Source organism: Caulobacter sp. GW456-12-1-14-TSB4, assembly GCF_059424195.1.
This window is the reverse complement of the sequence record NZ_JBWKZF010000007.1, coordinates 161,338-182,617: the sequence shown is the minus strand read 5'-3', so window position 1 is coordinate 182,617 and position 21,280 is coordinate 161,338. Positions and strand designations below refer to the sequence as shown.

The following is a 21,280-nucleotide window of genomic DNA, read 5'->3' as shown; positions in this document are numbered from 1 at the left end:
TTTGTTAAGTCCCCTGGCCAATTGGTTGGCCAAAGTTCAGCGCGGCGCGGGCTCGGATAGACGCGGTCCGCGTCGCGACACCCGCAGAAAAAGTTAGCGGTAACGCTGGATTTCCAACGCCTTGCCGCCTCCAGTCGCTTCAGATTTAATCCGCCATCTTGGCAGCGCTGTCAAAGCTAAATTCGCCAAGTCCTCTGGCCAATTTGAAATCCCTCGCTAAATCAATGCCTCAGATGATGATTTTGTCCTGACCACTTTTATCAACTCTGGAAATTGGGCGACCAATTTCGCGTGGAGATTGCAAGGCGGGAGCGGACAGAGTTTGGAAGGCAAAAGGCGCCCCGCACGGGGCTAGGGCCCGCCATATCGCGCCAACAATCTCTTGCGAGCCTTCGCGGATCGCTGACCGCACAATCGTCCGGATCACGCGTCGTGGTCGGGCGCCAAACCTACTCGCCCTGTGGCGGGAACCCCGATCCCTAGGCGATAAGAGGTTTGCTCAGACATCCGGCTGAATCTGTTGTTCCCTGCGGCTGTTTCGCTGCCGCTGCAGGGGCGTGCAGGAAGCAGACCTTTTCAAGGTCGGCATTGAGTCAGGAACGGCCTGTCCGGTGAGGCGTAGCTTTGCGTGCTTTCAAAAGATGCCGAGGGAAGCCTGAAGCGCTGGCGAAGGTTTGCGGACGCTAGGGCGTCAGATCGGGTGCAGGAGCGCGTATGCGGACGAATTCGAGCGAAAGGCGGCGAAGAAAAGCGCAAATGCGCGTGTACAATCCGTGTACAATTTCAGATATAAGTTATTGATTTTTATATAAAATTTTACCAGTCCATCATCGGGGCGACGGAAAATCTATGCGGTTGGAATTTCTGCATTTCTTATAGCATTATCAATAATTTACGCCATCCGAGCACATATCGACTTTTGGACCAAACTTCGCGCTCATTCCCGCAAATTGATCGCTGGCCGCACGTATAGAGCACACGAAACTGGCCACCATCGTAAAACAGAAATTCGGACGCTGGCGCGTCCAAGTCCGTCGCAAGGGTCGCTATCTGGGCGAGACCTTCACCCTGCGCAAGGACGCGGAGGCCTGGGCCCGCCGCGTGGAGCGGGAGCTGGACCTCGGTCTCAAGCCCGCATCCCGCAAAGTGGAAGGCATCCAGGCCTTCGGAGAGCTCATCGATTTTGGCAAGGCGCCCGCAGGCGCGCGGCGCGAGAAGCATCCCTCGGGACGTTAGCCGCCATCGATGGGCAGCCCGGATTCGTTGAAGCTGCTGTCAGGATAGTAGACGTCGAAATATGAATCGAAGCCGTCCGTGCCGTACCCGCCTGCGACATTGGTCAGAAGTCCGCTGTCTAGCGGCGTCACGGCCTGCGCGACGTCATCTTTACAATTGGTCTCCACTGCAGTTTTCACCAAGCGGAGGAAGTCCAGTTTGGATATCATCTGTGCGCCTATTGCTGGTGGCCGAAGGATGTCGCCGTCATGCTTCTTTAAGCCGACGCGCTCTTAGCAACGTTAGTTCGCAGGTGCGCGAGACCGTCTCGGCGAGGAGGTCCGTGAACGCGCCGATCTCACCCTTCGAGCCCAAGTGTCGAAGGGCCTGCACCCAGGCCGGCGCGACCACCTTCGCCAAAGGCGCGATTGGCACGCACGGCGCCCGGAAACCGTAGCCGGCGATGAGAGGGCCATAGAAGGCGGCGCGGGCGAAACGCCCGTTTCCGTCCTGGAACGGGTGGCCGATGAATATTTCCGCCATTCTCAGGCAGGCCTCCGTGAACGGCGACTGGTGCCCCCTCGCCTCGATCGTCGCCACGAGCGGCAAGTGCGGGGCGCGCGCGGGTGGATAGACGACGCTACGGCCATCCTCTGCCGCCCCACTAAAGATCGGCCCGCTTCGCACTCGCGCCGGCGCGCCGAGCAAGCAGGTCACGAGCTCGGGCGCAGTACTCCGATCAAGGCCTTGCCCGAGCAAACTCCAGTAGCTGTGCAAGACGGGTTCCGGCGCTGGTCGCACGAAGTTTTGGCGCAGCAGGTGCTGCAAGCGCCAATCGCTGGCGACCGGCAGGAGCTCGAAGACGATCCAGGCCTCGAGGCCCAGAACATGTTGCGGCTCGGCGGGATAGACCCGCGCGAGCTCGGCCAAGGCGTCCTCGGCGGCCTTCACGACGGGTGTGCGCTCGAAGGTCACGGCTTCCGGCACGCTGAGTTGCAGAGGTTGCGACACCGTCAGACGTCCTGCATGGGTCGTACGCGCGCGGGTCCCAGCAACTGCTCCAGGGGCGCCCGAAGGGCCCGGAGATGCCCGCTGCCATAGACGACGACCACGGGCCGGGCCGTTTTGACCCGCGAGGCGATCAGCGCGTAGAGGCGTCGATTCCGGATTTCGGTGACCTGGCCGAGGATGCGGCCGACGTCGTCGCCGCCGCAAGGCGTGCCGGCGTTGGCGGCCATGGAACGGTCTGGCAGGCCGTGAGCTTCCAGGTACCAGGTTCCGTCCGCCAGGGCCGGGTCCCAAAGCCGGCCGTCGGTGACGGCCAGGCGATCGGCGGCCTCATGCGCGAACGCGCGAAATTCGGGCTCACCCGGGAACGGCTTCAAGCGGGCGTAGCCGAGGATGTCCCGGGTGAGGTAGGCGCGTATGACGTCCTTGACGGGGTACGACGCGAGCAAGGCGGTGTTGACGTCGACGGCTGAAGCCTCACCGCCCACGAACGGGACGCCCCGCTTGGCCGCGATCATGGCCGCGTATCGCGCCTCCCCGCCCTTGAACGTGGCGTCGTCGAGCCCCCGTAGCGTCTCGACGTCGGGACTGTCCCCGGCCGCGGTCGCCAGCCCTTCCACGATGACGGCCTTCGGCCCGGCCTGCGCGATCGCCGCGGCGACTGTCCGGAAGGTCTGGCTACCGACACTGATGCTGTGACGGGTGGCGACGAACCAAAGCCCCGGATCGGGGTCGCCGAAGGTCACGACGAATGCGCCCTGCAGTTCGGCCGGATCAGGTCGGCAGGCGTCGCCGAGCACCTGGGTCAGGCCCGACGACGGCGCCAGGGTCAAGCCGGTCAAACCAGCCATCACGAAGCGGCGACGCATCATGCGTCGAAGGTCCAGTTGTCGACCTCGACATCGCCCAGCAAGGGCGTGCGCCCGGCCTTGTTGTCCTCGTAGAGTAAGGCAGCGCCCTCGACGAAGAGGTCCTGGAAGAGACTGCAATAGACCGACTTGCGCTCGAAGAGCCGCTCGGAGGAAAAGCGCATGCCGATACGCCCCAGAGCCTGTCCACTGCGGCAATGCCCGATCAGGGCGCACTCGGAGCACTCCTCGGACTGCTCGAGCGTGGCGGCCAGGGTCGTGTAGAACCGAGGGTCGGCGATCACTTCCGACAGCGTGTTCCGATGAACAGACATCGGAGAGAAATGCCCATCATAGGCGGGGCGCAGGCTCTCTTCCGGAAGGATGGAGCCATCGCTCTCGACGATAACGACGTAGTGGGGGAGCTCGACCTTCGATCCAGAGGCCCCGCCCGGCGTCCGCAAGGACCCCATCAGCCGGGTAAACAACCGGACCCTGACCGTACGCCGCGCGCGCAGGTCCCGGCGCCAGGCCTTGAACGCGCCGAGGATGTAGGCCCGCGTCTTCTCGAGGGTCTCCTCGGAGGCGTCGTCCCAGTTCATGAAGGGCAGCAGGAAATCAAAGCTGCTGAAGCCCAGCTCGTGGGCCAGGTGCTGGTAGACACGTTCACCATCGGCGTCCGGGTTCACCACGCAGAGCGCGCCGAAGCGCCCGATCCGACCTTGCGCCTCGGCCGCCTGAAGGCGCTGGATGCCCGCGACGACCGACGCGTGCGTTCCCCGCTCCTTCTTGTCGATCCGGCGCTGGTCGTGCGCTTCGGCATAGCCGTCGATGCTCACGCCAAGGCCTATGTTCCACTTCTCGATCAAGGCGATCCAGGCGTCATTGACCAGCGTGGCGTTGGTCTGGATCACGTACTGGATTTTCGCGTACTGCCCCGGCGCGAGGTTGGCGCGAAGCCGATCGGCCATCAGCGTCATCCGCTCGTCGAACGCCTCCGGGCGCATCAACATCGGCTCGCCGCCATGGAGGATGAGGCGCACGTACGACGGATTTCGCCGCTTGAACTCAGTGATGATCAGATCAGCGACACTCTCACAAGTCTTGAGAGACGCCCTAGTGGGCATTTTTTTGTAAAGTTCGTTCCCTACATTGTACATGTAGCAATATTTGCAATTTATGTTGCAAGTTTCTTGAATCTTGAAAACAACTTCGAGCGAACTCCTGTCGTGGAGATCGAGCGTTATTTCCGATTTTTTGTCAAAATAGTATTTATCAATCAGACTGATAGCGTTCATGGCCCCGCCCTAGTTGAGGTTGCGACGAGGCCAAGCCTCGTCGCATGAAGTGTCAGGTTTCAGGGATTGTCGGGGAGGAACGGCAGGCCGGATTCATTGAACCCGCCGCCATTCACCGTGTCGAAGTGCTGGTATTGGCCGTTGTCGATGTAGCCGATGTCCACCCAGCCGTCCCAGTCGTCATAGTCCGACCCCCAGCCCCAGCCACCGCCGGAAACGTTGCCCAGCAGCGAGCTGTCCAGCGGCGTCACACCGCGGACCGCGTCGTCCGCGCGGTTCGTTTCCACGGCGGCCTTCACCATGCCGAGGAAGTCCAATTTGGATAACATGCACCCTCCAGAGTTGTCGCGAAAATCGCGCAATTTTAGGTTTAATGGCGGGTCTTTAAATTTCAAGTAGCATCCTTGAAAAGATAACCTTAGATGGAAATACCGAGAACGGCGCGACTCGCCAGGCCCTGCGTAAGTGTTCGACAGAAATCTTTTCCAAGAAGATCCGGCCGCGGATCGAACGCCGTTAGCGGCGTCTTCGGTATCCATCTTCCGGTCCCAATCCGTCGATGCGGCGGTCAATCGTCTTGGCTCGCCGGTCGAACCGCTGGGGGTGACCAACTGGCTGCTGGCCGGCTTCATGGCGTTGATCCTCGTCGCCGCCGGCCTGGCCGCCGCCCTGACGCGCTACGACCGGACAGAGATCGTCAAAGGCTCACTGGAGCCAACGCTGGGCGACGGCAAACTCGTCGCTTTCCGGCCCGGACAGGTCCAGGACCTGCTGGTCCGTGACGGCGAACGCGTCCGCAAGGGGCAGCCGATCGTCACCCTCGCCACCGACGGACAGACCGAGGAGCGCTGGCGCACGGGCGAGGCCATCCAGGCCAGCCTTTCGGACCAGATCGCCGCCGTGGACCGGCAGGTGCAGGCCTTGCACGGCGGCATGAGCGCGCGCGCGGGCGCAACGGCCGTGAAACGCGCCGCCCTCCAAGCCGAGGTCCGCGCGCTAAAGCAGGCGCGCGACCTGCAGGCACAGCGCGTCAGGCTGGCGCGGGAGTCCCTCGAGGCGATCCAGGGCCTGGCCGAAAAGGGCGTGGGCTCCCCGCTGCAGGTGCGGCAACGCAACGACGCCGTACTCGCCGCCGAACAGGACCTGGCGTCGCTCGACAAGCAGATTTCCCAGGAGCCGCTGAATCTGGCCTCGCTCCACGCCGAGGCGTTGGGCGCCGAACAGGAAGATCTCCGGCAACTGGCCATCATGGAGCAGAAGCGCGCGGAACTCGACGAGAGACGCATCGGGGCCCGGGGCGATGCGGCCACGCTCGTCACCGCGCCGATCGCCGGCCGGGTGACCGCGATCGGCGTCAAGCCCGGCGAAACCGTTTCAGCCGGCCAGAGCCTGGCGACCGTCATCCCGGGCAAGGCGCAGTTGCAGGGTGTCTTCTGGCTGCCGTCCCGGTCGATCGGGTTCGTGCGCCTCCATGACAGCGTCCGCCTGAAGTACGCAGCCTATCCCTATCAGAAGTTTGGCGTCGCTCGCGGGCGGGTCGCGGAAGTGGCGCTCGCGCCGTCCAGGTCGCCCGAACAGGCCGACAGGTCGACCGAGAGCGAGGCGCTGTATCGCATCGTCGTCATGCTCGATCGCGAGGACATCGACGCCTATGGCCGCAAGTGGCCCCTGACGGCGGGCATGAGCGTCGAGGGCGAGATCATTCTGGAACGGCAATCGCTGATGGACTGGCTCTACGACAATCTCCGGGCGATCGGTGGCTCAAAGTGATCGGATGGAAGAACGCCCACGCCCTTCAGCTCCGCCAGTCCGAAGCCGCCGAGTGTGGTCTCGTCGCCGTCGCGATCGCGTCCTCGCTGCTTGGCCAGGAACTCGAACTCTCGACGTTGCGGCAGCGCCATGCCGTCGGCGCCCGCGGACTGACGCTCAAGGACGTCATCGAGATCGCCTCTTCGCTGGACCTGGTGTCACGCCCGGTGCGATGCGAGCTGGAGGCTGTCCATCATCTTGCGACGCCGGCGATCCTGCATTGGCGCATGAATCACTTTGTGGTCCTGCGCGAGGTTCGCGGCGGTCAGTATCACATCGTCGATCCCGCCAAGGGGCCGCTGACGGTCTCCCAGGCGGAGTTCTCACGCGACTTCACCGGCGTGGCGCTGGAGCTTTCGCCGGCGCCCGGCTTCACGCGCCGCGCCGCGCAGCCCGCGCTCAGCGCCCTGAGCCTGATCCCGTTCAACAAGCGACTGCTGTCGAGCCTGGCCCATTCGTTCATCCTGTCCCTTATCCTGCAGATCTACGTCATCGCCTCACCGCTCTACATCAAGGTGGCCGTCGACGCGGCGGCGACCCGGGGCGATGAGCACCTGCTGACCGCGCTGGCGCTGGGATTCTCGGCTTTCGCGATCTTCAACACGATCGCCGAGTTGATGCGGAACGTGACGCTGCAGCGGATCTCCTCGCAGCTGAACTGGGACATGTCTCTGCGCCTCTTCCACCACATGCTGCGCCTGCCGCTGCTGTGGTTCCAGCGCCGACGGCTAGCCGACACGCTGGCGCGCTTCGACAGCCTGACCCCCATCCGCTCGACGATCTCCAACGGACTGGTCGGCGCGGTCATCGACGGGACGCTGGCGCTGACCACGCTGGGCTTCATGATCTACCTGTCGCCACAACTGACCTTGGTCTCGTGTGTGGGCCTGGCCGTCTACGCCGTCATCCGAAGCGTAGCGATCCCGCTGAGCATGCGTCAGTCGTCGGAGATGATCGGCGCGTCCATTTCCGAACAGGGCAAACGCATCGAGACCCTGCGCGCCATCCAGACCATCAAGGCCATGGCCGCCGAGGTCGAGCGGGAGAGCGACTGGAGCAACCGTTTCGCGCGCCTGGTCCGCGCGACGCAGTCGAACACGCTGTGGAACCAGGGCTTTGCGTCCCTCCAGCGCCTGGTCGATGCGCTGGTGGTCGTCGCGACGATCTATCTGGGGGTCAAGGCGATGATCGCCAGCCAGATGAGCGCGGGCGTCCTCTTCGCCTTCATCGCCTATCGCACGCAGCTGGTGGCGCGCGCCCAAAGCCTGTTCGAGCAGGCCGTGGGCTGGAAGCTGCTCGACGTCCACACCAACAGGATCGTCGATATCGCGCTCCAGAAGGCCGAGACCGGCGCGGATCGCCCGGCCGTGATCGCCCGCGATCTCGATGGCGACATCCGCGCCGAGGCGATCAAGTTCGCCTATGCGGGCAGCGGGCGGCCGATCTTCGAGAACCTGAGCTTCGATATCGCCGCGGGGGAGTTTGTCGCGATCACGGGACCGTCCGGCGCGGGCAAGTCCACCCTCCTGAAATGCCTGTGCGGGCTCTACGACCTCACGGAGGGCGAAGTCCGGATCGATGGGAAGCCGCTCGACAGCCACGGGCGGCGGGCGATCCGGCGTTCGATTGGAATCGTTCTCCAGGACGACGAGCTCCTGTCCGGCTCGATCGCCGACAACGTGTCGTTCTTCGCCGACGTAATCGACATGGACCTAGTCTGGCGATGCCTGAAGGCGGCGGACATCGACGAGGAGATCGGCCAGATGCCGATGCGGGCCGAAACGCTGATCGGCGACATGGGCATCAGCCTTTCAGGCGGTCAGAAGCAGCGGGTCCTGCTGGCCCGCGCCCTCTATCGCCAGCCGCGGATTCTCTTCCTAGACGAAGCGACGTCCCATCTCGACGTCAAGCGTGAGAAATCGATCAACCTGACCCTCAAGGCCATGGACATTACGCGCGTGGTGGTCGCCCACCGCTCCGAGACCATCGAGATGGCCGACAGGGTGATCTCGCTTTAAGGCCGAACAGTCGCGGCGGTCAGGCGCTTGAAAACGAGCCCCGGCTTAGAGGCGCCGAGACTGAGCGCTTGGCCGCGCGTACAGAGCACACGGGCGTAAAACAGAAATTCAGCGCTACGATCGCTATCTGGCGAGACGCCTACCCGGCGCAAGGACGCGGAGAGCGCTTGCCATTCCATTCGCCGTTGGGCTAGCGCAGGGGCATGCCGCTGTTATCTGACATCTGGCGCGTCGGCGTCCTCGAGTGCCCCATCCAGGAGATCGCCCAGGCGGGCGGCCTGCATCAGGCCAAGGTCCGCTGGCTGCCGGAGGAGCCCAGCTACACGTTCCTGGCCGATCCGTTCGGCCTGTGGCGCGATGGGCGGCTGCATCTGTTCGCCGAGGCCTATGACTATCGCACGCGGCACGGGATCATCGACCATCTCGAGCTCGACGCCGACTATCGGACGGTCCGCCGCAGCACGGTGATCCGCGAGTCCTGGCACCTCTCCTACCCCGTGGTGTTCGAGGCCGACGGCGAGACCTGGCTGACGCCGGAGGCCTTCCGGTCCGGGACGTTCACGCTCTATCGGGCCAAGCAATTCCCGGACGTCTGGGAGCCGGTCACGACGATCGCCTTCGACACCCCCGCCATCGACCCGACCTTCTTCCAGTGGGAAGGCCGCTGGTGGTGCGCCTATTCGCCGGACGGCACGCAAGCCGACAAACAGGGCAAGCTGCACCTGGCCTATGCCGACCGCCTGCAAGGCCCCTGGACGCCGCATCCGGGCAATCCCGTGCGGATCGACCTGGCCAGCAGCCGGCCGGGCGGCACGCCGTTCGTGCATGAGGGCCGCCTGCATCTGCCGGTCCAGGACTGCACGCGCACCTATGGCGGCGACCTGCGCCTGCTGGCGCTGAACGTCCTGACCCCGGACCGTTTCGAGGCCGAGGCGAGCCCGATCCTGAAGGGCCCCGCCGACGCCGGCCGCTACACCGGCGGACGCCACACCCTGGCCGCCTGCGGGCCGGTGACCCTGTTCGACGCCAAGTGGATCAAGACCTCGCCGCACGGCCTGGCGATCGATATCGCCCGCAAGATCCGCATGCGGGGCGCTCGCACGGGCAGGTCTTCGCAGGTCTAGGCGCACTGCGGCGAGACGTCGCAGGGAACCTTTTTCAACAATCAGTACGGCCTGGCCCGATCGGCGGCGTCAGACTGTTATGCGGATCTGTTTCCTCTTCAATCACGACCAAGTCCATCAGGTGGCGCACAGCCTGCCGATCGCCCTGGCGATGTTGGACGCGAACCTCGACGCCGAGATCGTCATCGCGACGTCGAACCCCCGGCTGACCGCCGAAGTGACGCGATTGAGCGGAGGCCGGCCTGGCCTTCCCGTCGTGGAACTGGGCCTGACGCGCAAGTCCAGCCAGCTGGCGCACCAGATGCTGGAGCGCCTGGTTCCGGCCGGGAAGCTGCTGTTCTACCGCGACAACCTCGACTTCTTCCGTTCGGTCGATGTCCTGGTCGTGGCCGAGAAAACCTCGCTGATCCTGAAGACCAAGTTCGGCCTGGATCACCTGAAGATCGTCCACACCCGCCACGGCGCGGGCGACCGGGCCGTCGGCTTCGATCCCGCCAGCGCCCTGTTCGACCACGTCCTGGTCTCGGGTCCCAAGATCCGCGAACGCTTGGTCAGCGACACCGGCGTGAAGCCGGAAGCCATCTCGGTGGTCGGCTATCCGAAGTTCGACCTGGCCTCGGCCACGCCGGTGCGGCCGCTGCCGAACGACGGGCGACTGCTTGTGCTGTACAACCCGCACGTCTCGCCGCATCTGTCGTCGTGGTTCACGGCCGGCCGCCAGGTGCTGGACTGGTTCGTCGATCATCCGGAATACCAGCTGATCTTCGCCCCGCACGTGATGCTGTTCGAGCGTCCATTCACGATCAGCGTCGACAAGCTGCGCATCGACCGGCCCGGCCGCATGGAGGCGCGTCACCTGAACGCGCCGAACATCCACATCGACCTGGGCAGCCGCGCCTCGACGACCATGGCCTACACCCAGGCCGCCGACATCTATCTCGGCGACGCCAGCAGCCAGGTCTATGAGTTCCTGCTGCGCTCGCGGCCGTGCATCTTCCTCAATCCGCAAGGCCATGCGTGGGAGGACGACAAGAACTTCGGCCACTGGAATCTGGGCCGGGTGATCAATGGCGTCGACCAGCTGGGCAGCGCGCTGGAGACGGCCCATGCCGACCACGCCGCCGGCTATCGCCATGTGCAGCGCGAGCAGTTCGAGAACAGCTTCGACCTGACCGAAGAACCCTCGGCCAAGCGCGCCGCGCGCGCCGTGGCGACCTTCGCCGGCCTCACCGCGCCGCTGCTGCAACCGATCGCCGAGTTCGCCCGGGTCGCCTATGGCTGAGGATCGCGGCGCGCTGCGCGGCATCTTCGGCAATACGCTGCGTCTCCTGAGCGGCAAGGCCGGGGCCGGGATCATCAGCCTCGTCTATATCGCCCTGGCGGCGCACGTCCTGGGTCCGACCGAGTACGGCGTCCTGGTGCTGGTCCACACCTATGTGCTGGCCGTCGGCGGGATCATCGAGTTCCCCGGTTGGCACGCCGTGGTGCGCTACGGCGCCCAGGCCCTGCTGGCCGGCGATGAGCGCCGCCTGGCGCGCCTTCTGAAATTCGCCGCCGCGCTGGAGCTGGCCTGCGGCGTGGTCGCCGTCGTGGTCGCCGCGCTGCTGGCGCCCTGGATCGGCGCCAAGCTGGGCTGGTCGCCGCGCGCCATCGCGCTGAGCTTGCCCTATAGCCTGGCCGTGCTGGCCACGGTGCGGGCCACCGCCGCCGGCTACCTGCAGGTGACGGGCCGCTTCGGCCTACTGGGCGCCCATAGCCTGGTCCCGCCGATCGTGCGCCTGATCGGCGCCGTCATCGCCTGGGCCGGCGGCTGGGGCCTGGTCGGCTTCCTCTGGGCCTGGCTGGCCGCGGCGGTGCTGGAGTGGGCCGTGATGTGGGCCATGGCCTTCGCCACCATGCCGCGCTCGCTGCGGAAACTGGCAGTGAGCGCAGATCTGCGCGGCGTCCGCGCCGAGAACCCCGGCATCGTCCGCTTCATGCTGGGCGCCAATGCCGACGTGACCTTCGCCGAACTGGCCACGCGCTTGACGCCGCTGGCCATCGGCTGGCTGGGCGGTCCCGCCGCCGCCGGCCTCTTCGCCATCGCCCAACGCGCCACGACCGTCATCGCCCAGCCGGCCCAGAGCCTGGGCCAGGCGGCCTATGCCGAGCTGGCCAAGCTGGCGGCCAGGGGCCAGACTGCGCTGGTGATCTCCACCATCGCCCGGACCAGCGGCGTGACCATGGCCATCGCCATTCCCGTCTGCCTGCTGTTCGGCCTGTTCGGCGACACCTTCGCCAAGCTGATGGGCGGCGACGGCTTCGCGGCCGCCGGCGGCCTGATGCTGTGGCTGGCGATCGCCCGGACCATCCTGCTGTGCGCTCCGCCGCTCAGCGCCGCCCTGACGGCCCTGGGACGTCCCAGCCTGTCGGCGAGCATGAACCTGGCCGGCAGCCTCGGCCTCGTCGCCCTGCTGGCTATCGCCCTGCCTGCCTCGGGACAGGCCGCCATCGGCCCTTGCGTCGTCGCCCAGGCGGTGCTGACCATGGCCTTGCTGGTCGCGGCCCTGGCCGCCCAGGCCCGGCCGGCCGCGAGCCTCTCCCGAGCCGCCTGACATGCGTATCGCCTATGTGATCAACTCCGTCGAAGGCGGCGGCGCCCAATCGCCCGTCCCCGCCATCGCCCGGGTGCTGCGCGACAACGGCGCTGAGGTGGCGGTCTTCGCCCTCAGCCGCCGCGACGGTCGCGGCGCCATCGCCATGGAAGCCGCCGGCCTGGACGTGCGCGTCTGCCCCGCCAGCGAGAAGCAGCAGGTCACCGCCCTGCGCTGGCTGCATGCCGAGCTGAAGGCCTGGAAGCCCGACGTCGTCTGGACCTCCCTGACCCGCGCCACCCTGATGGGCCAGATCGTCGGCGGCTGGCTGGGCAAGCCGGTGGTCAGCTGGCAGCACGCCGCCTTCCTCAAGCCCGCCAACCGCGCCCTGCTGCGCTGGCGTCGCGCGGCCTCGGACCTGTGGATCGGCGATTCCGAGAGCGTCACCGCCCTGACCGCCGAGCGGATCGCGCCCGATCCGGACAAGCTGGTCTGCTGGCCGATCTTCGCGATGAAGGCCGACGCGCCCCAGGCCACGCCCTGGCGTCCGGGCGAGACCCTGCGGCTTGGCGCCCTGGGTCGCCTGCACCCGGTGAAGGGCTACGACGTCCTGCTCGACGCCCTGGCGCTGCTCAAGGCGCAGGGCTTCGCCCCGTCCGCGCCGTTCGAGGTGCTGATCGCCGGCGACGGCGCCGAGCTGGAGCAGCTGGAGGCCCAGCGCGTGGAGGCCGGGCTCGACAATGTCCGCTTCACGGGCTTCTGCCAGGACCCGCCGAGCTTCCTGGCGACCTTGCACCTCTACCTGCAGCCGTCGCGCTCGGAGGGCCTGTGCGTCGCCGCCCACGAGGCCATGCAGGCGGGCCTGCCGGTGCTGGCCTCGGCGGTCGGCGAGTTGCCCTACAGCATCGCCCCCGGCGAGACGGGGTTCCTGGCCCCGCCGCGCGATCCGGCCGCGCTCGCCGCCGCCTTGGCCGAGGCGCTGTCCGATCCCGGACGCCTGGCGCAGATGGGCCAGGCCGCCCGCGCCCGCACCCAGGAACGTTTCGGCGCCGAGCAGTTCGCGGCGCGCGGCGCGGCCATCGTCCAGCGCCTGAAGCGCGCGGCGGCCTGACGTGAAGATCCTCGTCGTCCTGCACGATCTGCCGCTGGGCGGCACCGAGCGCGTCGCCCTGCGCCTGACCGAGGCCTGGGCCAAGGCCGGCCACGAGGTCACCCTGCTCTGCGGCGCGGCGACCGGCGCGCAGGCCAGCTTGGTGTCGCCAGCTGTCGAACTGGTCGAGTGCGTTCCGCCCATTCCGCGCGGCTTCGGTTCGCGGCTGCGCCTAGGCCAGGCCGTGGCCGAGCACCTGCGCCGCCAGCCCGCCGACGTCCTGTTCGTGCCGGGCAACTTCCACTGGTCGATCAGCCGGTCCGTGGCCCAGCGTCTGGGCGCCGAGCGGCCGGTCATCGTCGCCCAGGTCAGTTCGCCGATCTTCAAGCACGGCCGCAGCGGCTTCAAGCAGTGGACGTTCGAGACTGGCGCGCGCCGCCGGCTGCGGGACGCCGACGCCCTGGTGACGCTGTCGCCGCAGACCATCCCCGAGGCCGACCGGCTGCTGGGCCGCCGCATCGCCAGCGCCATCCCCCTGCCCGCGCTTGAGGACGATGTCCGGCCGAACGGCGCGGCCAGCGGCAAGCTGATCGTCGCCGCCGGCCGCCTGGCGCCGGAGAAGGGCTATGACGTCGCCCTGAAGGCCTTCGCCAAGGTCTCGGACCCGCAAGCGCGCCTGGCCTTCGTCGGCGATGGCCCCCTGCGGGCCGAACTGGAAGCGCTGGCCGAGAACCTCGGCGTCCGCGATCGCGTCGAGTTCGTCGGCTACGCACCGGACATCGGGCCCTGGCTCGACCGCGCGCGCCTGCTGCTGCTGAGTTCCTGGCACGAAGGCTTCGGCGCGGTCATCGTCGAGGCTCTGGGCCGAGGCCGCCCCGTGGTCGCCACCGCCTGCACGCCCGCGATCCGGGACCTGCTCTGGACCCCGGCGCACGGCCGCGCCGTCAAGCCGGGCGATATCGACGGCCTGGCCTCGGCGCTCCAGGCCGAACTTGAGGGCGACGCCCCCGATCCCGAAGCGCTGGCCGACGCCGTCTCAGCCTATCGGGTCACGCCGGTCGCGACCGCCTATCTGGACCTGTTCCAGGGCCTTCGTCAGCCCAGGTGACGCCCCAGGAAGTCTCGCATGTGGCCGGCGATCTCGCCCGCGTGCGTCTCCAGGGCGAAGTGGCCGGCGTCCAGGAAATGCACCTCCGCCTCGGGCAGGTCACGGCGGAAGGCTTCCGCCCCCGCCGGCAGGAAGAACGGATCGTTCCTGCCCCAGACGGCCAGCAGCGGCGGCCGGCGGTCGCGGAAGTACTGGTGGATGCGCGGATAGAGCGCGACGTTGCTGGCGTAGTCCGCGATCAGGCCCAGCTGGATGTCGTCGTTTCCCGGCCGTGACATCAGGGCGTAGTCCAGCCAGTAGGTCTCCGGCGCCACCTGGGTCTCATCCGGCGCGCCGTGCGTGTACTGCCAGCGCGTGGTCTCCAGGGTCAGCATGCCGCGCATCGTCTCACGATGGGCGGGCGACGGATCGGCCCAGTAGGCGCGGGTCGGCGCCCAGCCGCCGCTCATCCCCTCCTCGTAGGCGTTGCCATTCTGCGAGACGATGGCGGTGATCGCGTCCGGCCGGGCCAGGGCCAGCCGCAGGCCGACCGGCGCGCCGTAGTCGAAGATGTAGATCGCGTAGCGCGCCAGCCCGATGGCGTCGGTGAAGGCGGCCATGGTCTCGGCCAGCCGGGCAAAGCTGTAGTCGAAGTCCTCCGGCGCGGTCGTGAAGCCAAAGCCCGGGAGGTCGGGCGCGATCACGTGATAGCGGTCGGCCAGGCGCGGGATCAGGTCGCGGAACTGGTGCGACGAGGTCGGGAAGCCGTGCAGCAGCAGGATCGTCGGCCGTCCGCGATCCCCCGCCTCGCGATAGAAGACCGAGACCTCACCGACCTCGGCGCGGCGCAGGACGACCTGGGGACTGACATATTCTCGCGACATCGGGGGCTCCTGCTTTGAGGCTTAGCACCCTGCCCCGCGCGCGGTCCTGGCGACAGTAAAGCGCGGTCAAGCGTCGTAGCCCGCCCGAATATCGTGGAACTGTCACGCGCCTGACATCGATCACGCCTAGCGACGGCCGACCCGATGCAGGACGGCCAAGCCTTGTCGCACCTTCGCCCCATCGACCAATGGTTCATGGATCAGATCCTGCCGCTCGAGCCGATGCTGCTGGCCTCGGCGCGCCGGCTGGTGAACGACCCGGACGCGGCCCGGGACCTGGTGCAGGAAGCCTTCACGCGCCTGCTGACCGTCGAGGCCTGGGCCCAGATCGACGCGCCGCATCCCTATCTGCTCCGGATGATGCGCAACCTGGCCTTCGAGAAACTGCGCCGCGCCAAGATCGCCCGCTTCGAGCAGATGACCCAGGCCGAGGATTTCGACGTCGTCGACGAAAGCCCCGACGCCTTCCGCGTGGTGTCCGGCCGCGAACAGCTGGCCCGCCTGGACGCCGCCCTCAAGAGCCTGCCCGAGCGCTGTCGTAGCGTCTTCGTCATGCGACGCATCGAGGAACGCTCCCCGCGCGAGGTCGCCAAGCAGCTGGGCGTCAGTCCCTCGACCCTGGAAAAGCGCCTGGTGCGCGCCCACTACCTGGTCGCCAAGGCCCTGGCCGCTACGCCCGCCGTATCGGTCGATGAGCGCCCCGCGCAGTTCGACAAAAGCCGTGGGCAAAATAAATCGCTGAAGCGCTCATAAAATGTGGTGGGGTTCGCGCGCCCAACCATCTTCCTAAGATAGGCGGATGAAAGGGCGACCCTGGGCGTGATCGGCAAGCAGCGTGCATCTGGAGACTCCGGAGACGATCCGGTGCTGCGCGCGGCCGCGCAGTGGCTTGCCCGCGCCGATCTTGGAACCCTGGACGAAGAGGCCTTCGAGCGCTGGCGCGCCGAGGATCCTCGTCACGCCCTGGCCTTCATCCGCGTCTCCGACGCCGCCCGACGCGCCGCCTCGGACGGCGCCGAGGCGCCCGCCGTGGTTCGCTCGCGCAAGGCCGCCCCCACACGCCGGGGCGCCATCGCGGCGGGCCTGGCCCTCTTCGCGCTGGGCGGCGGCGCGCTGGTCGCCGGCAAGGTCAACGCCCGCGATCGCGCCTCGACCCCGGTGGGCGGCATGCGCCGCGTGGACTTGGCCGACACCGGCGCGCTGACGCTGAACACCGACAGCGCCGTATCGTGGAAATCCGGCCATGACGGCCTGCGCCTATGGCTCGAACGCGGCGAGATCGCCTTGGACATCGTGGCCAGCGGACCGCGCGTCCAGCTCAAGGGCGGGCCCGTCGGCGCGAACTTGGGTCCGGGCCGTTACAACGCCCGCCTGCGCGAGGGCCTGCTGGATCTCGTCGTCCTCAAGGGCGAGGCCAGCGCCGAGGGTGTCACGGCCAGCGCGGACGGCTCGCCCGTGCACGGCCCCGTCGCCCTGGCCCTGACACCCGAGCGTCCCCTGGCGCGGCCGCTGTCCGAGCAGGATGTCGCCGCGACCCTGGCCTGGCGCAGCGGCGAAATCCTGTTCGTCGACGAGCCCCTGTCGAGCGCCGTCGAGGAATATAATCGCCACCTGACGCGCAAGATCGTCCTGGCCGATCCGCAGCTCGGCGGCCTGCGCGTCGGCGGACGCTTCGTGGCCGACGATCCCAGCGCCTTCCTGCGCGCGCTGGAAGCCACGATGAACGTCCGCGTGACGCCGTCGCAGCAAGCCATGCTGCTGTCGCGAAAAATTTCTTGAGCCGATTTGGAGGCGTTCCCGCCGCCGATCATCCTTGGAGATGAGGGGGCGCGACGAGCGCCTGGCCAGAGGATTTCAAAGCCATGAACCGTGGTGCTCACGCACGCACGCCGCTTTTCGCGGCGCTCTTTGTCACGTCCGCGATCGTGATGGCGCCCGCCGTCAGCGTCGCCGCCGAACGCGCCTTCGACATCAAGGCCCAGCCGATGGGCGAGGCGCTGAACCAGTTCGCGCGCCAGGCCGGCGTGCAGATCTTCTTCCCCGGCGAAGCGGCCGCCGGCCGCCGCTCGCCGGCCGTTCGTGGGACGATGGAGCCGCGCGCGGCCCTGACCCAGCTGATCGCCGGCTCCAGCCTCAGCATCGTCGGCGATGACGGCAAGATGATCATGCTGCAGGCCGGGCCCGCTCGGGATGACGCTCGGCTCGCCAGTGACGCGGCCACGGCCCTGGAGGAGATCATCGTCACCAGCGGCCCGCGCGCCGGCGACCTGAAGCGCAACAGCGACACGGTGGTCAACACCATCACCCAGCTGGAGATCCAGCGCCTGCCCAACCTCGACGTCTCGGACGTGCTGGCGCGCCTGCCGGGCGTGCGCCGCAACGAGACCCAGAGCGGCGAGAACCGCTACGTCCAGATCCGGGGCCTGAACAACGCCGCCGCCTCGCAGTCGATCGACGGGGTGCTGCTGACCGACTACGTCAACGGCTCGCGCGCCACCTCGACCGAGCTGCTGTCGGCCAACTTCATCAAGAACGTGACGGTCACCTCGACCGTGACGCCGGACCTGGACGAGAACGCCAACTCCGCCCACGTCGCTCTGACCACGATCAGCGGCCTGGACAACAACGGCCAGCACGTCGCCGACTTCCGCGCCTATGTCGGCGCCAACAACCGCGACGACGGCGTCATGGACACCCGCCGGCCAGTGCGCCTGGCCGGTTCCTGGAAAGGCGGCCTGGACCAGGGCGGCAAGTGGGGCCTGGCCCTGGGCGCCAGCCTCGACCGCCTGGGTTCGCGCCAGGACGCCGTCTCGGTCGCCAGCTTCAGCGCGATCAACGGTATCCAGGTCCCCAACGGCGCCTTGACCAAGGGCGAGACCTACAGCGCCAGCCAGCGGGTCTCGGCCATGGCGCGCCTGGACTACAAGCCGAGCGAGGCGCTGTCGCTGTTCGGCGAATACTTCTATCTGGAGCACGACTTCCGCACCGAGCAGCGCACCTCGACGGTGACCGTCTCGGCCGCCGGCGTCAGCAACCCGACGGCCAATGCCGGCCAGTTCAACGCCGGCTCGTCGACCTACGGCTTCAACGCCGGCCATCCCAAGCTGATGGACCACATCATCCAGCTGGGCGGCGACTACGCGATCAGCGACAAGGACAGCCTGTCGGTCCGCCTGGGCGTGACCTACAACCGCGTGCTGTCCGGCTCGATCGCCACCAGCGGCTTCGTGCTGGCGTCCGGCGCCCTGACCACGCCGGTCGGCTACACGACCGACCATGACGCGCTGACCCTGACGCCCGGTTCCAGCGCCCTGACGGGCAATCCCGCCAACTATCGGCTGAACTCGAAGGTCACGGTCGGCGACACGCTGAGCCGCGACCAGAACTACTTCGCCCGCATCGACTACGCCCACAACATGGACCTGGCCGACAAGGGCCTGGGCTTCAAGGCCGGCGCCCAGCTGAAGACGCTGGACCGCAGCAACGTCCAGCGCGGCTACGCCCGCGTGCTGCCGACCAGCGGCGTGCTGTTGTCGGAAGCCACGAGCGCGTCGAGCTTGACCCTGTTCCAGCCCGTGGACTGGAACCTGGACACCTTCCTGAACCTGGTGAACACGCGCGGAACGCCCTCGCCGGACGCCAACCGCCTGTACGCGGCCGACCCCGCCGACAGCTATGGCCAGAACTTCAACGGCGGCGAGACGATCGGCCTCGGCTACGGCATCGTCTCGTATGGCTGGGACCGCGCCCGCCTGTCAGCCGGCGTCCGCGCCGCCCACACCCATCGCGAGCTGGACCAGTACGAGCCCGACACCGTGGGCAAGTATATCCAGGGCCACTACGAGCAGAACTACTGGCACGTGCTGCCCAGCGCCTACGGCTCGTACGACGTGACCTCGAACCTGAAGCTGCGCGGCGCCTTCACCAAGACGCTGGAGCGGCCGGCGATCAACAGCGCCTCGCGCCGCCTGATCACCAGCTACGACGTGCCGGTCACGCGTTCGATCAGCTACAGCAACCCCTATCTGATGCCGATCCGCTCGACCAATTTCGACGTCTCGGCCGAGTACTACTACGGCAAGAGCGCCTATCTCTCGTTCGGCGGCTTCGCCAAGGATCTGCGCGACATCTCGGCCAGCAGCAGCAGCCAGTCGGTCGGCCCGGACGGCATCCGCGAGGTGATCACCTACACCAGCAACGTCCGCGAGGTGAACGGCAAGAAAGTCTACGGCAAGGTCCGCGGCCTGGAGGCGGTGTGGTCCGATCCGCAGCTGCCCTGGATCCCGTCGCGCTTCGGCAATCTGGGCCTGACCCTGTCGTACGACTATCTCGTCTACCAGGTCACGGCGATCAACGGCGGCGGCGGCACGCCGCCCAGCGACACCCGCTTGGTCGACGCCGCGCCGAGGCACTTCTTCAACGCCTCGCTGGCCTACAACAAGGGTCCGTTCGCGGCGAACCTCTACCTGCAGGAACAGTCGTCGGTCCCGAGCCTCAGCTACAACCCGGCCAACGACCGGCGCACCAAGTACGACTCCCTGCTGGACCTGCAGGCCAGCTGGCAGGTCAGCCGCAACCTGCGGGTCATGGTCGAGGGCCGCAACCTGCTCGATCAGGACATCACCGACCGCTACGGCGTGACCAACTACGGCCCGGCCTACCAGATCAAGAACAACGGCCGCACGGTCTGGCTGGGTTTCCAGTTGACCACCTTCTGATCCCCGACGACTACGGGGCCGGCTCGCGCTGGCCCCGCCTTTTTGCCTGGAAGACCTGATGATCCGAGACCGCGTCCTGGCTGCGACGGCAGCCCTCATGCTCCTGACCGGCGCGGCCGTGGCCCAGCCCGTCACCGCGATCGAGCGCGCTCGGCTCGTCGATGTGCTGCCGCTCGAGGGTGAGCTGTTCCATGTACAGGGCATGGACCTGGACGCCCAGCACATCTGGGTCACGTCCGTCGATACCCGCGAGCACAAGGGCTACATCCACCAGTTCGATCGGCGCAGCGGCAAGTTCCAGCGCCGGCTCGAGATCACCGACGGCGTCCGCTACCACCCCGGCGGCATGGCCATGCATGGCGGCACGATCTGGGTGCCGGTGGCGGAGTACAAGGCCAATAGCTCGGCCGTCCTGGTCGAGATCGACAAGCACACCCTGACCATCCGCCGGAAGATTTCGGTCGCCGATCATCTGGGCTGCGTAGCCGTGTCGGGACGCGGCCTGGTCGCCGGCAACTGGGACAGCCGGTTGCTCTACGTGTTCGACCGGCAAGGGCGGCAGGTTCGGGTGATCAACAACCCCTCCCCGACCCGCTATCAGGACATCAAGTTCGAGCGCGGCCGCCTGGTCGGGTCCGGCGCGCTGGGCCCCAAGGCCGGCGCGGTCGACTGGTTCGCCTGGCCCTCGATGAAGCGGGTCGACAGCCGCAAGGCCGGCGCTACCGACCGGGGCGTCCGCTACACGGAGGAAGGCATGGCCCTGAAGGGCAACGACCTCTATCTCGTGCCGGAAGACGGCCCCAGCCGGATGTTCCGATTTAAGCTGACCAGCCGCTAGACGTTGGCCCGGGCCACGGCCTGGGCCTTCTGGAAGCTTTCCATCACCGCGGCGTAGTTCGGCGCCGCCAGGCCGTAGAGCTTGGCCAGTTCGGCGGCTTCCGGCCGCGCCCAGGTGCGATGCAGCTCGCTGAGCAGCGCATTGGTCGAGGTCGGCTTGACCCCGCCCTGCACGAAGCGCGCGAGACTGGTGCGCGAGGCCATCTCGCTGGGATCGCCCGAGGCGTCGACCACCGCATAGACCTCGTAGCCGGCCGCCACCGCGTCCAGGGCCGGGAACATCACGCAGACGCTGGTCCACACGCCGGCCATGATCAGGGTCCTGCGGCCCGTGGCCTCGACCTGGGCGACGAAGTCGCCATTGTCCCAGGCGTTCACCTCGCCCTTGCGCGGCACATAGACGGCGTGGGGCGCCTGTTCGTGGATTTCCGGCATCAACGGACCGTTCGAACCGTTCGGCTCCGAGGCGGTGGTGATCACCGGGATGTTCTGCAGCGTCGCCAGCCGAGCGACCATCTCGACATTGCGCCGCAGATCCGCCACCGCGATGTCCTTCACGGTCTGGAACAGGCCCGCTTGGTGATCCAGCAGCAGGATCACCGCATCGGCGGGATCGATCAGGGCCGCGCCGCCACCGGTGGGCAGGACGCTCGATTTCGGGTTCGGCGACGTCGTCATCGGATTTTCCTTGAATTTGCCTTGCACCGTTCGGCGCCCAGGTGAGCGCTCCGTGCAAATGGACAGTTCACCACCCGCGCCACGCAAGCCAGT

At 67.2% G+C, this 21,280-nt stretch carries 18 protein-coding genes; 11 read left to right on the top strand and 7 right to left on the bottom strand.

Annotated features, from left to right (window positions below):
* Positions 1-1,232 precede the first annotated feature (1,232 nt).
* The 5 genes from AC07YH_RS09180 to AC07YH_RS09160 are packed head-to-tail and all read right to left on the bottom strand — an operon-like array spanning position 1,233 to position 4,698.
* Entirely contained in the window at positions 1,233-1,445 is a 213-nt protein-coding gene (locus tag AC07YH_RS09180) for a hypothetical protein (protein ID WP_494746701.1), read from the bottom strand.
* Positions 1,446-1,482: 37 nt separating this feature from the next.
* Positions 1,483-2,226, bottom strand: a complete 744-nt coding sequence (locus AC07YH_RS09175) for a Fic family protein (protein WP_494746700.1) — start codon at positions 2,224-2,226, stop codon at positions 1,483-1,485.
* Between the two features lie 2 nt (positions 2,227-2,228).
* Positions 2,229-3,095 carry a hypothetical protein gene (locus tag AC07YH_RS09170; protein WP_494746699.1) on the bottom strand — a complete coding sequence of 289 codons (867 nt, stop codon included), beginning with the start codon at positions 3,093-3,095 and terminating at the stop codon, positions 2,229-2,231.
* Positions 3,092-4,369, bottom strand: coding sequence for a radical SAM protein (locus AC07YH_RS09165; RefSeq protein WP_494746698.1), 1,278 nt, complete (start codon positions 4,367-4,369; stop codon positions 3,092-3,094). The genes AC07YH_RS09170 and AC07YH_RS09165 overlap by 4 nt, the downstream gene beginning before the upstream one ends.
* A gap of 59 nt (positions 4,370-4,428) precedes the next feature.
* Complete coding sequence (locus AC07YH_RS09160) at positions 4,429-4,698, bottom strand: hypothetical protein (RefSeq protein ID WP_494746697.1); 270 nt, start codon at positions 4,696-4,698, stop codon at positions 4,429-4,431.
* 136 nt (positions 4,699-4,834) lie between these two features.
* On the opposite strand from AC07YH_RS09160, the gene AC07YH_RS09155 reads away from it, so the two are divergent.
* The 7 genes from AC07YH_RS09155 to AC07YH_RS09125 all read left to right on the top strand — a co-directional run bounded on the left by AC07YH_RS09155 (position 4,835) and on the right by AC07YH_RS09125 (position 14,091).
* Complete coding sequence (locus AC07YH_RS09155; RefSeq protein ID WP_494746696.1) at positions 4,835-6,139, top strand: HlyD family secretion protein; 1,305 nt, start codon at positions 4,835-4,837, stop codon at positions 6,137-6,139.
* Positions 6,136-8,196: a peptidase domain-containing ABC transporter gene (locus tag AC07YH_RS09150; protein ID WP_494746695.1), complete on the top strand. Its 2,061-nt coding sequence runs from the start codon at positions 6,136-6,138 to the stop codon at positions 8,194-8,196. The genes AC07YH_RS09155 and AC07YH_RS09150 overlap by 4 nt, the downstream gene beginning before the upstream one ends.
* 203 nt (positions 8,197-8,399) lie before the next feature.
* Positions 8,400-9,320, top strand: coding sequence for a glucosamine inositolphosphorylceramide transferase family protein (locus AC07YH_RS09145; RefSeq protein WP_494746694.1), 921 nt, complete (start codon positions 8,400-8,402; stop codon positions 9,318-9,320).
* A 79-nt stretch (positions 9,321-9,399) separates the two neighbouring features.
* Entirely contained in the window at positions 9,400-10,602 is a 1,203-nt protein-coding gene (locus AC07YH_RS09140; protein ID WP_494746693.1) for a CDP-glycerol glycerophosphotransferase family protein, read from the top strand.
* A complete protein-coding gene (locus tag AC07YH_RS09135) occupies positions 10,595-11,914 on the top strand; it encodes a lipopolysaccharide biosynthesis protein (RefSeq protein WP_494746692.1) in 1,320 nt (439 codons plus the stop codon). The genes AC07YH_RS09140 and AC07YH_RS09135 overlap by 8 nt, the downstream gene beginning before the upstream one ends.
* 1 nt (position 11,915) lies before the next feature.
* A complete protein-coding gene (locus AC07YH_RS09130; protein WP_494746691.1) occupies positions 11,916-13,004 on the top strand; it encodes a glycosyltransferase in 1,089 nt (362 codons plus the stop codon).
* A gap of 1 nt (position 13,005) precedes the next feature.
* Positions 13,006-14,091 carry a glycosyltransferase gene (locus AC07YH_RS09125; protein WP_494746690.1) on the top strand — a complete coding sequence of 362 codons (1,086 nt, stop codon included), beginning with the start codon at positions 13,006-13,008 and terminating at the stop codon, positions 14,089-14,091.
* Here AC07YH_RS09125 and AC07YH_RS09120 read toward each other — a convergent pair.
* Positions 14,079-14,954, bottom strand: a complete 876-nt coding sequence (locus AC07YH_RS09120) for an alpha/beta fold hydrolase (RefSeq protein WP_494746689.1) — start codon at positions 14,952-14,954, stop codon at positions 14,079-14,081. The two genes, AC07YH_RS09125 and AC07YH_RS09120, sit on opposite strands and share 13 nt — an antisense overlap.
* Before the next feature lie 162 nt (positions 14,955-15,116).
* Between AC07YH_RS09120 and AC07YH_RS09115 the strand changes: the two genes are divergently transcribed.
* The 4 genes from AC07YH_RS09115 to AC07YH_RS09100 all read left to right on the top strand — a co-directional run bounded on the left by AC07YH_RS09115 (position 15,117) and on the right by AC07YH_RS09100 (position 20,510).
* Complete coding sequence (locus AC07YH_RS09115; protein WP_494746688.1) at positions 15,117-15,707, top strand: RNA polymerase sigma factor; 591 nt, start codon at positions 15,117-15,119, stop codon at positions 15,705-15,707.
* A gap of 66 nt (positions 15,708-15,773) precedes the next feature.
* Positions 15,774-16,733, top strand: coding sequence for a DUF4880 domain-containing protein (locus AC07YH_RS09110; protein WP_494746687.1), 960 nt, complete (start codon positions 15,774-15,776; stop codon positions 16,731-16,733).
* A gap of 83 nt (positions 16,734-16,816) precedes the next feature.
* Positions 16,817-19,672, top strand: a complete 2,856-nt coding sequence (locus AC07YH_RS09105) for a TonB-dependent receptor (RefSeq protein WP_494746686.1) — start codon at positions 16,817-16,819, stop codon at positions 19,670-19,672.
* A gap of 58 nt (positions 19,673-19,730) precedes the next feature.
* Entirely contained in the window at positions 19,731-20,510 is a 780-nt protein-coding gene (locus tag AC07YH_RS09100) for a DUF6454 family protein (RefSeq protein ID WP_494746685.1), read from the top strand.
* On the opposite strand, the gene AC07YH_RS09095 is transcribed toward AC07YH_RS09100, so the two are convergent.
* Positions 20,507-21,187: an isochorismatase family protein gene (locus AC07YH_RS09095; protein ID WP_494746684.1), complete on the bottom strand. Its 681-nt coding sequence runs from the start codon at positions 21,185-21,187 to the stop codon at positions 20,507-20,509. The two genes, AC07YH_RS09100 and AC07YH_RS09095, sit on opposite strands and share 4 nt — an antisense overlap.
* Positions 21,188-21,280: the final 93 nt, after the last annotated feature.

Bases quoted from the DNA above. Each gene is read 5' to 3' on its own strand.
- AC07YH_RS09100 (WP_494746685.1), top strand. From the start codon at position 19,731: ATGATCCGAGACCGCGTCCTGGCTGCGACGGCAGCCCTCATGCTCCTG.
- AC07YH_RS09140 (WP_494746693.1), top strand. From the start codon at position 9,400: ATGCGGATCTGTTTCCTCTTCAATCACGACCAAGTCCATCAGGTGGCG.
- AC07YH_RS09170 (WP_494746699.1), bottom strand. From the start codon at position 3,095: ATGATGCGTCGCCGCTTCGTGATGGCTGGTTTGACCGGCTTGACCCTG.
- AC07YH_RS09160 (WP_494746697.1), bottom strand. From the start codon at position 4,698: ATGTTATCCAAATTGGACTTCCTCGGCATGGTGAAGGCCGCCGTGGAA.
- AC07YH_RS09180 (WP_494746701.1), bottom strand. From the start codon at position 1,445: ATGATATCCAAACTGGACTTCCTCCGCTTGGTGAAAACTGCAGTGGAG.
- AC07YH_RS09105 (WP_494746686.1), top strand. From the start codon at position 16,817: ATGAACCGTGGTGCTCACGCACGCACGCCGCTTTTCGCGGCGCTCTTT.
- AC07YH_RS09135 (WP_494746692.1), top strand. From the start codon at position 10,595: ATGGCTGAGGATCGCGGCGCGCTGCGCGGCATCTTCGGCAATACGCTG.
- AC07YH_RS09130 (WP_494746691.1), top strand. From the start codon at position 11,916: ATGCGTATCGCCTATGTGATCAACTCCGTCGAAGGCGGCGGCGCCCAA.
- AC07YH_RS09120 (WP_494746689.1), bottom strand. From the start codon at position 14,954: ATGTCGCGAGAATATGTCAGTCCCCAGGTCGTCCTGCGCCGCGCCGAG.
- AC07YH_RS09095 (WP_494746684.1), bottom strand. From the start codon at position 21,187: ATGACGACGTCGCCGAACCCGAAATCGAGCGTCCTGCCCACCGGTGGC.
- AC07YH_RS09145 (WP_494746694.1), top strand. From the start codon at position 8,400: ATGCCGCTGTTATCTGACATCTGGCGCGTCGGCGTCCTCGAGTGCCCC.
- AC07YH_RS09165 (WP_494746698.1), bottom strand. From the start codon at position 4,369: ATGAACGCTATCAGTCTGATTGATAAATACTATTTTGACAAAAAATCG.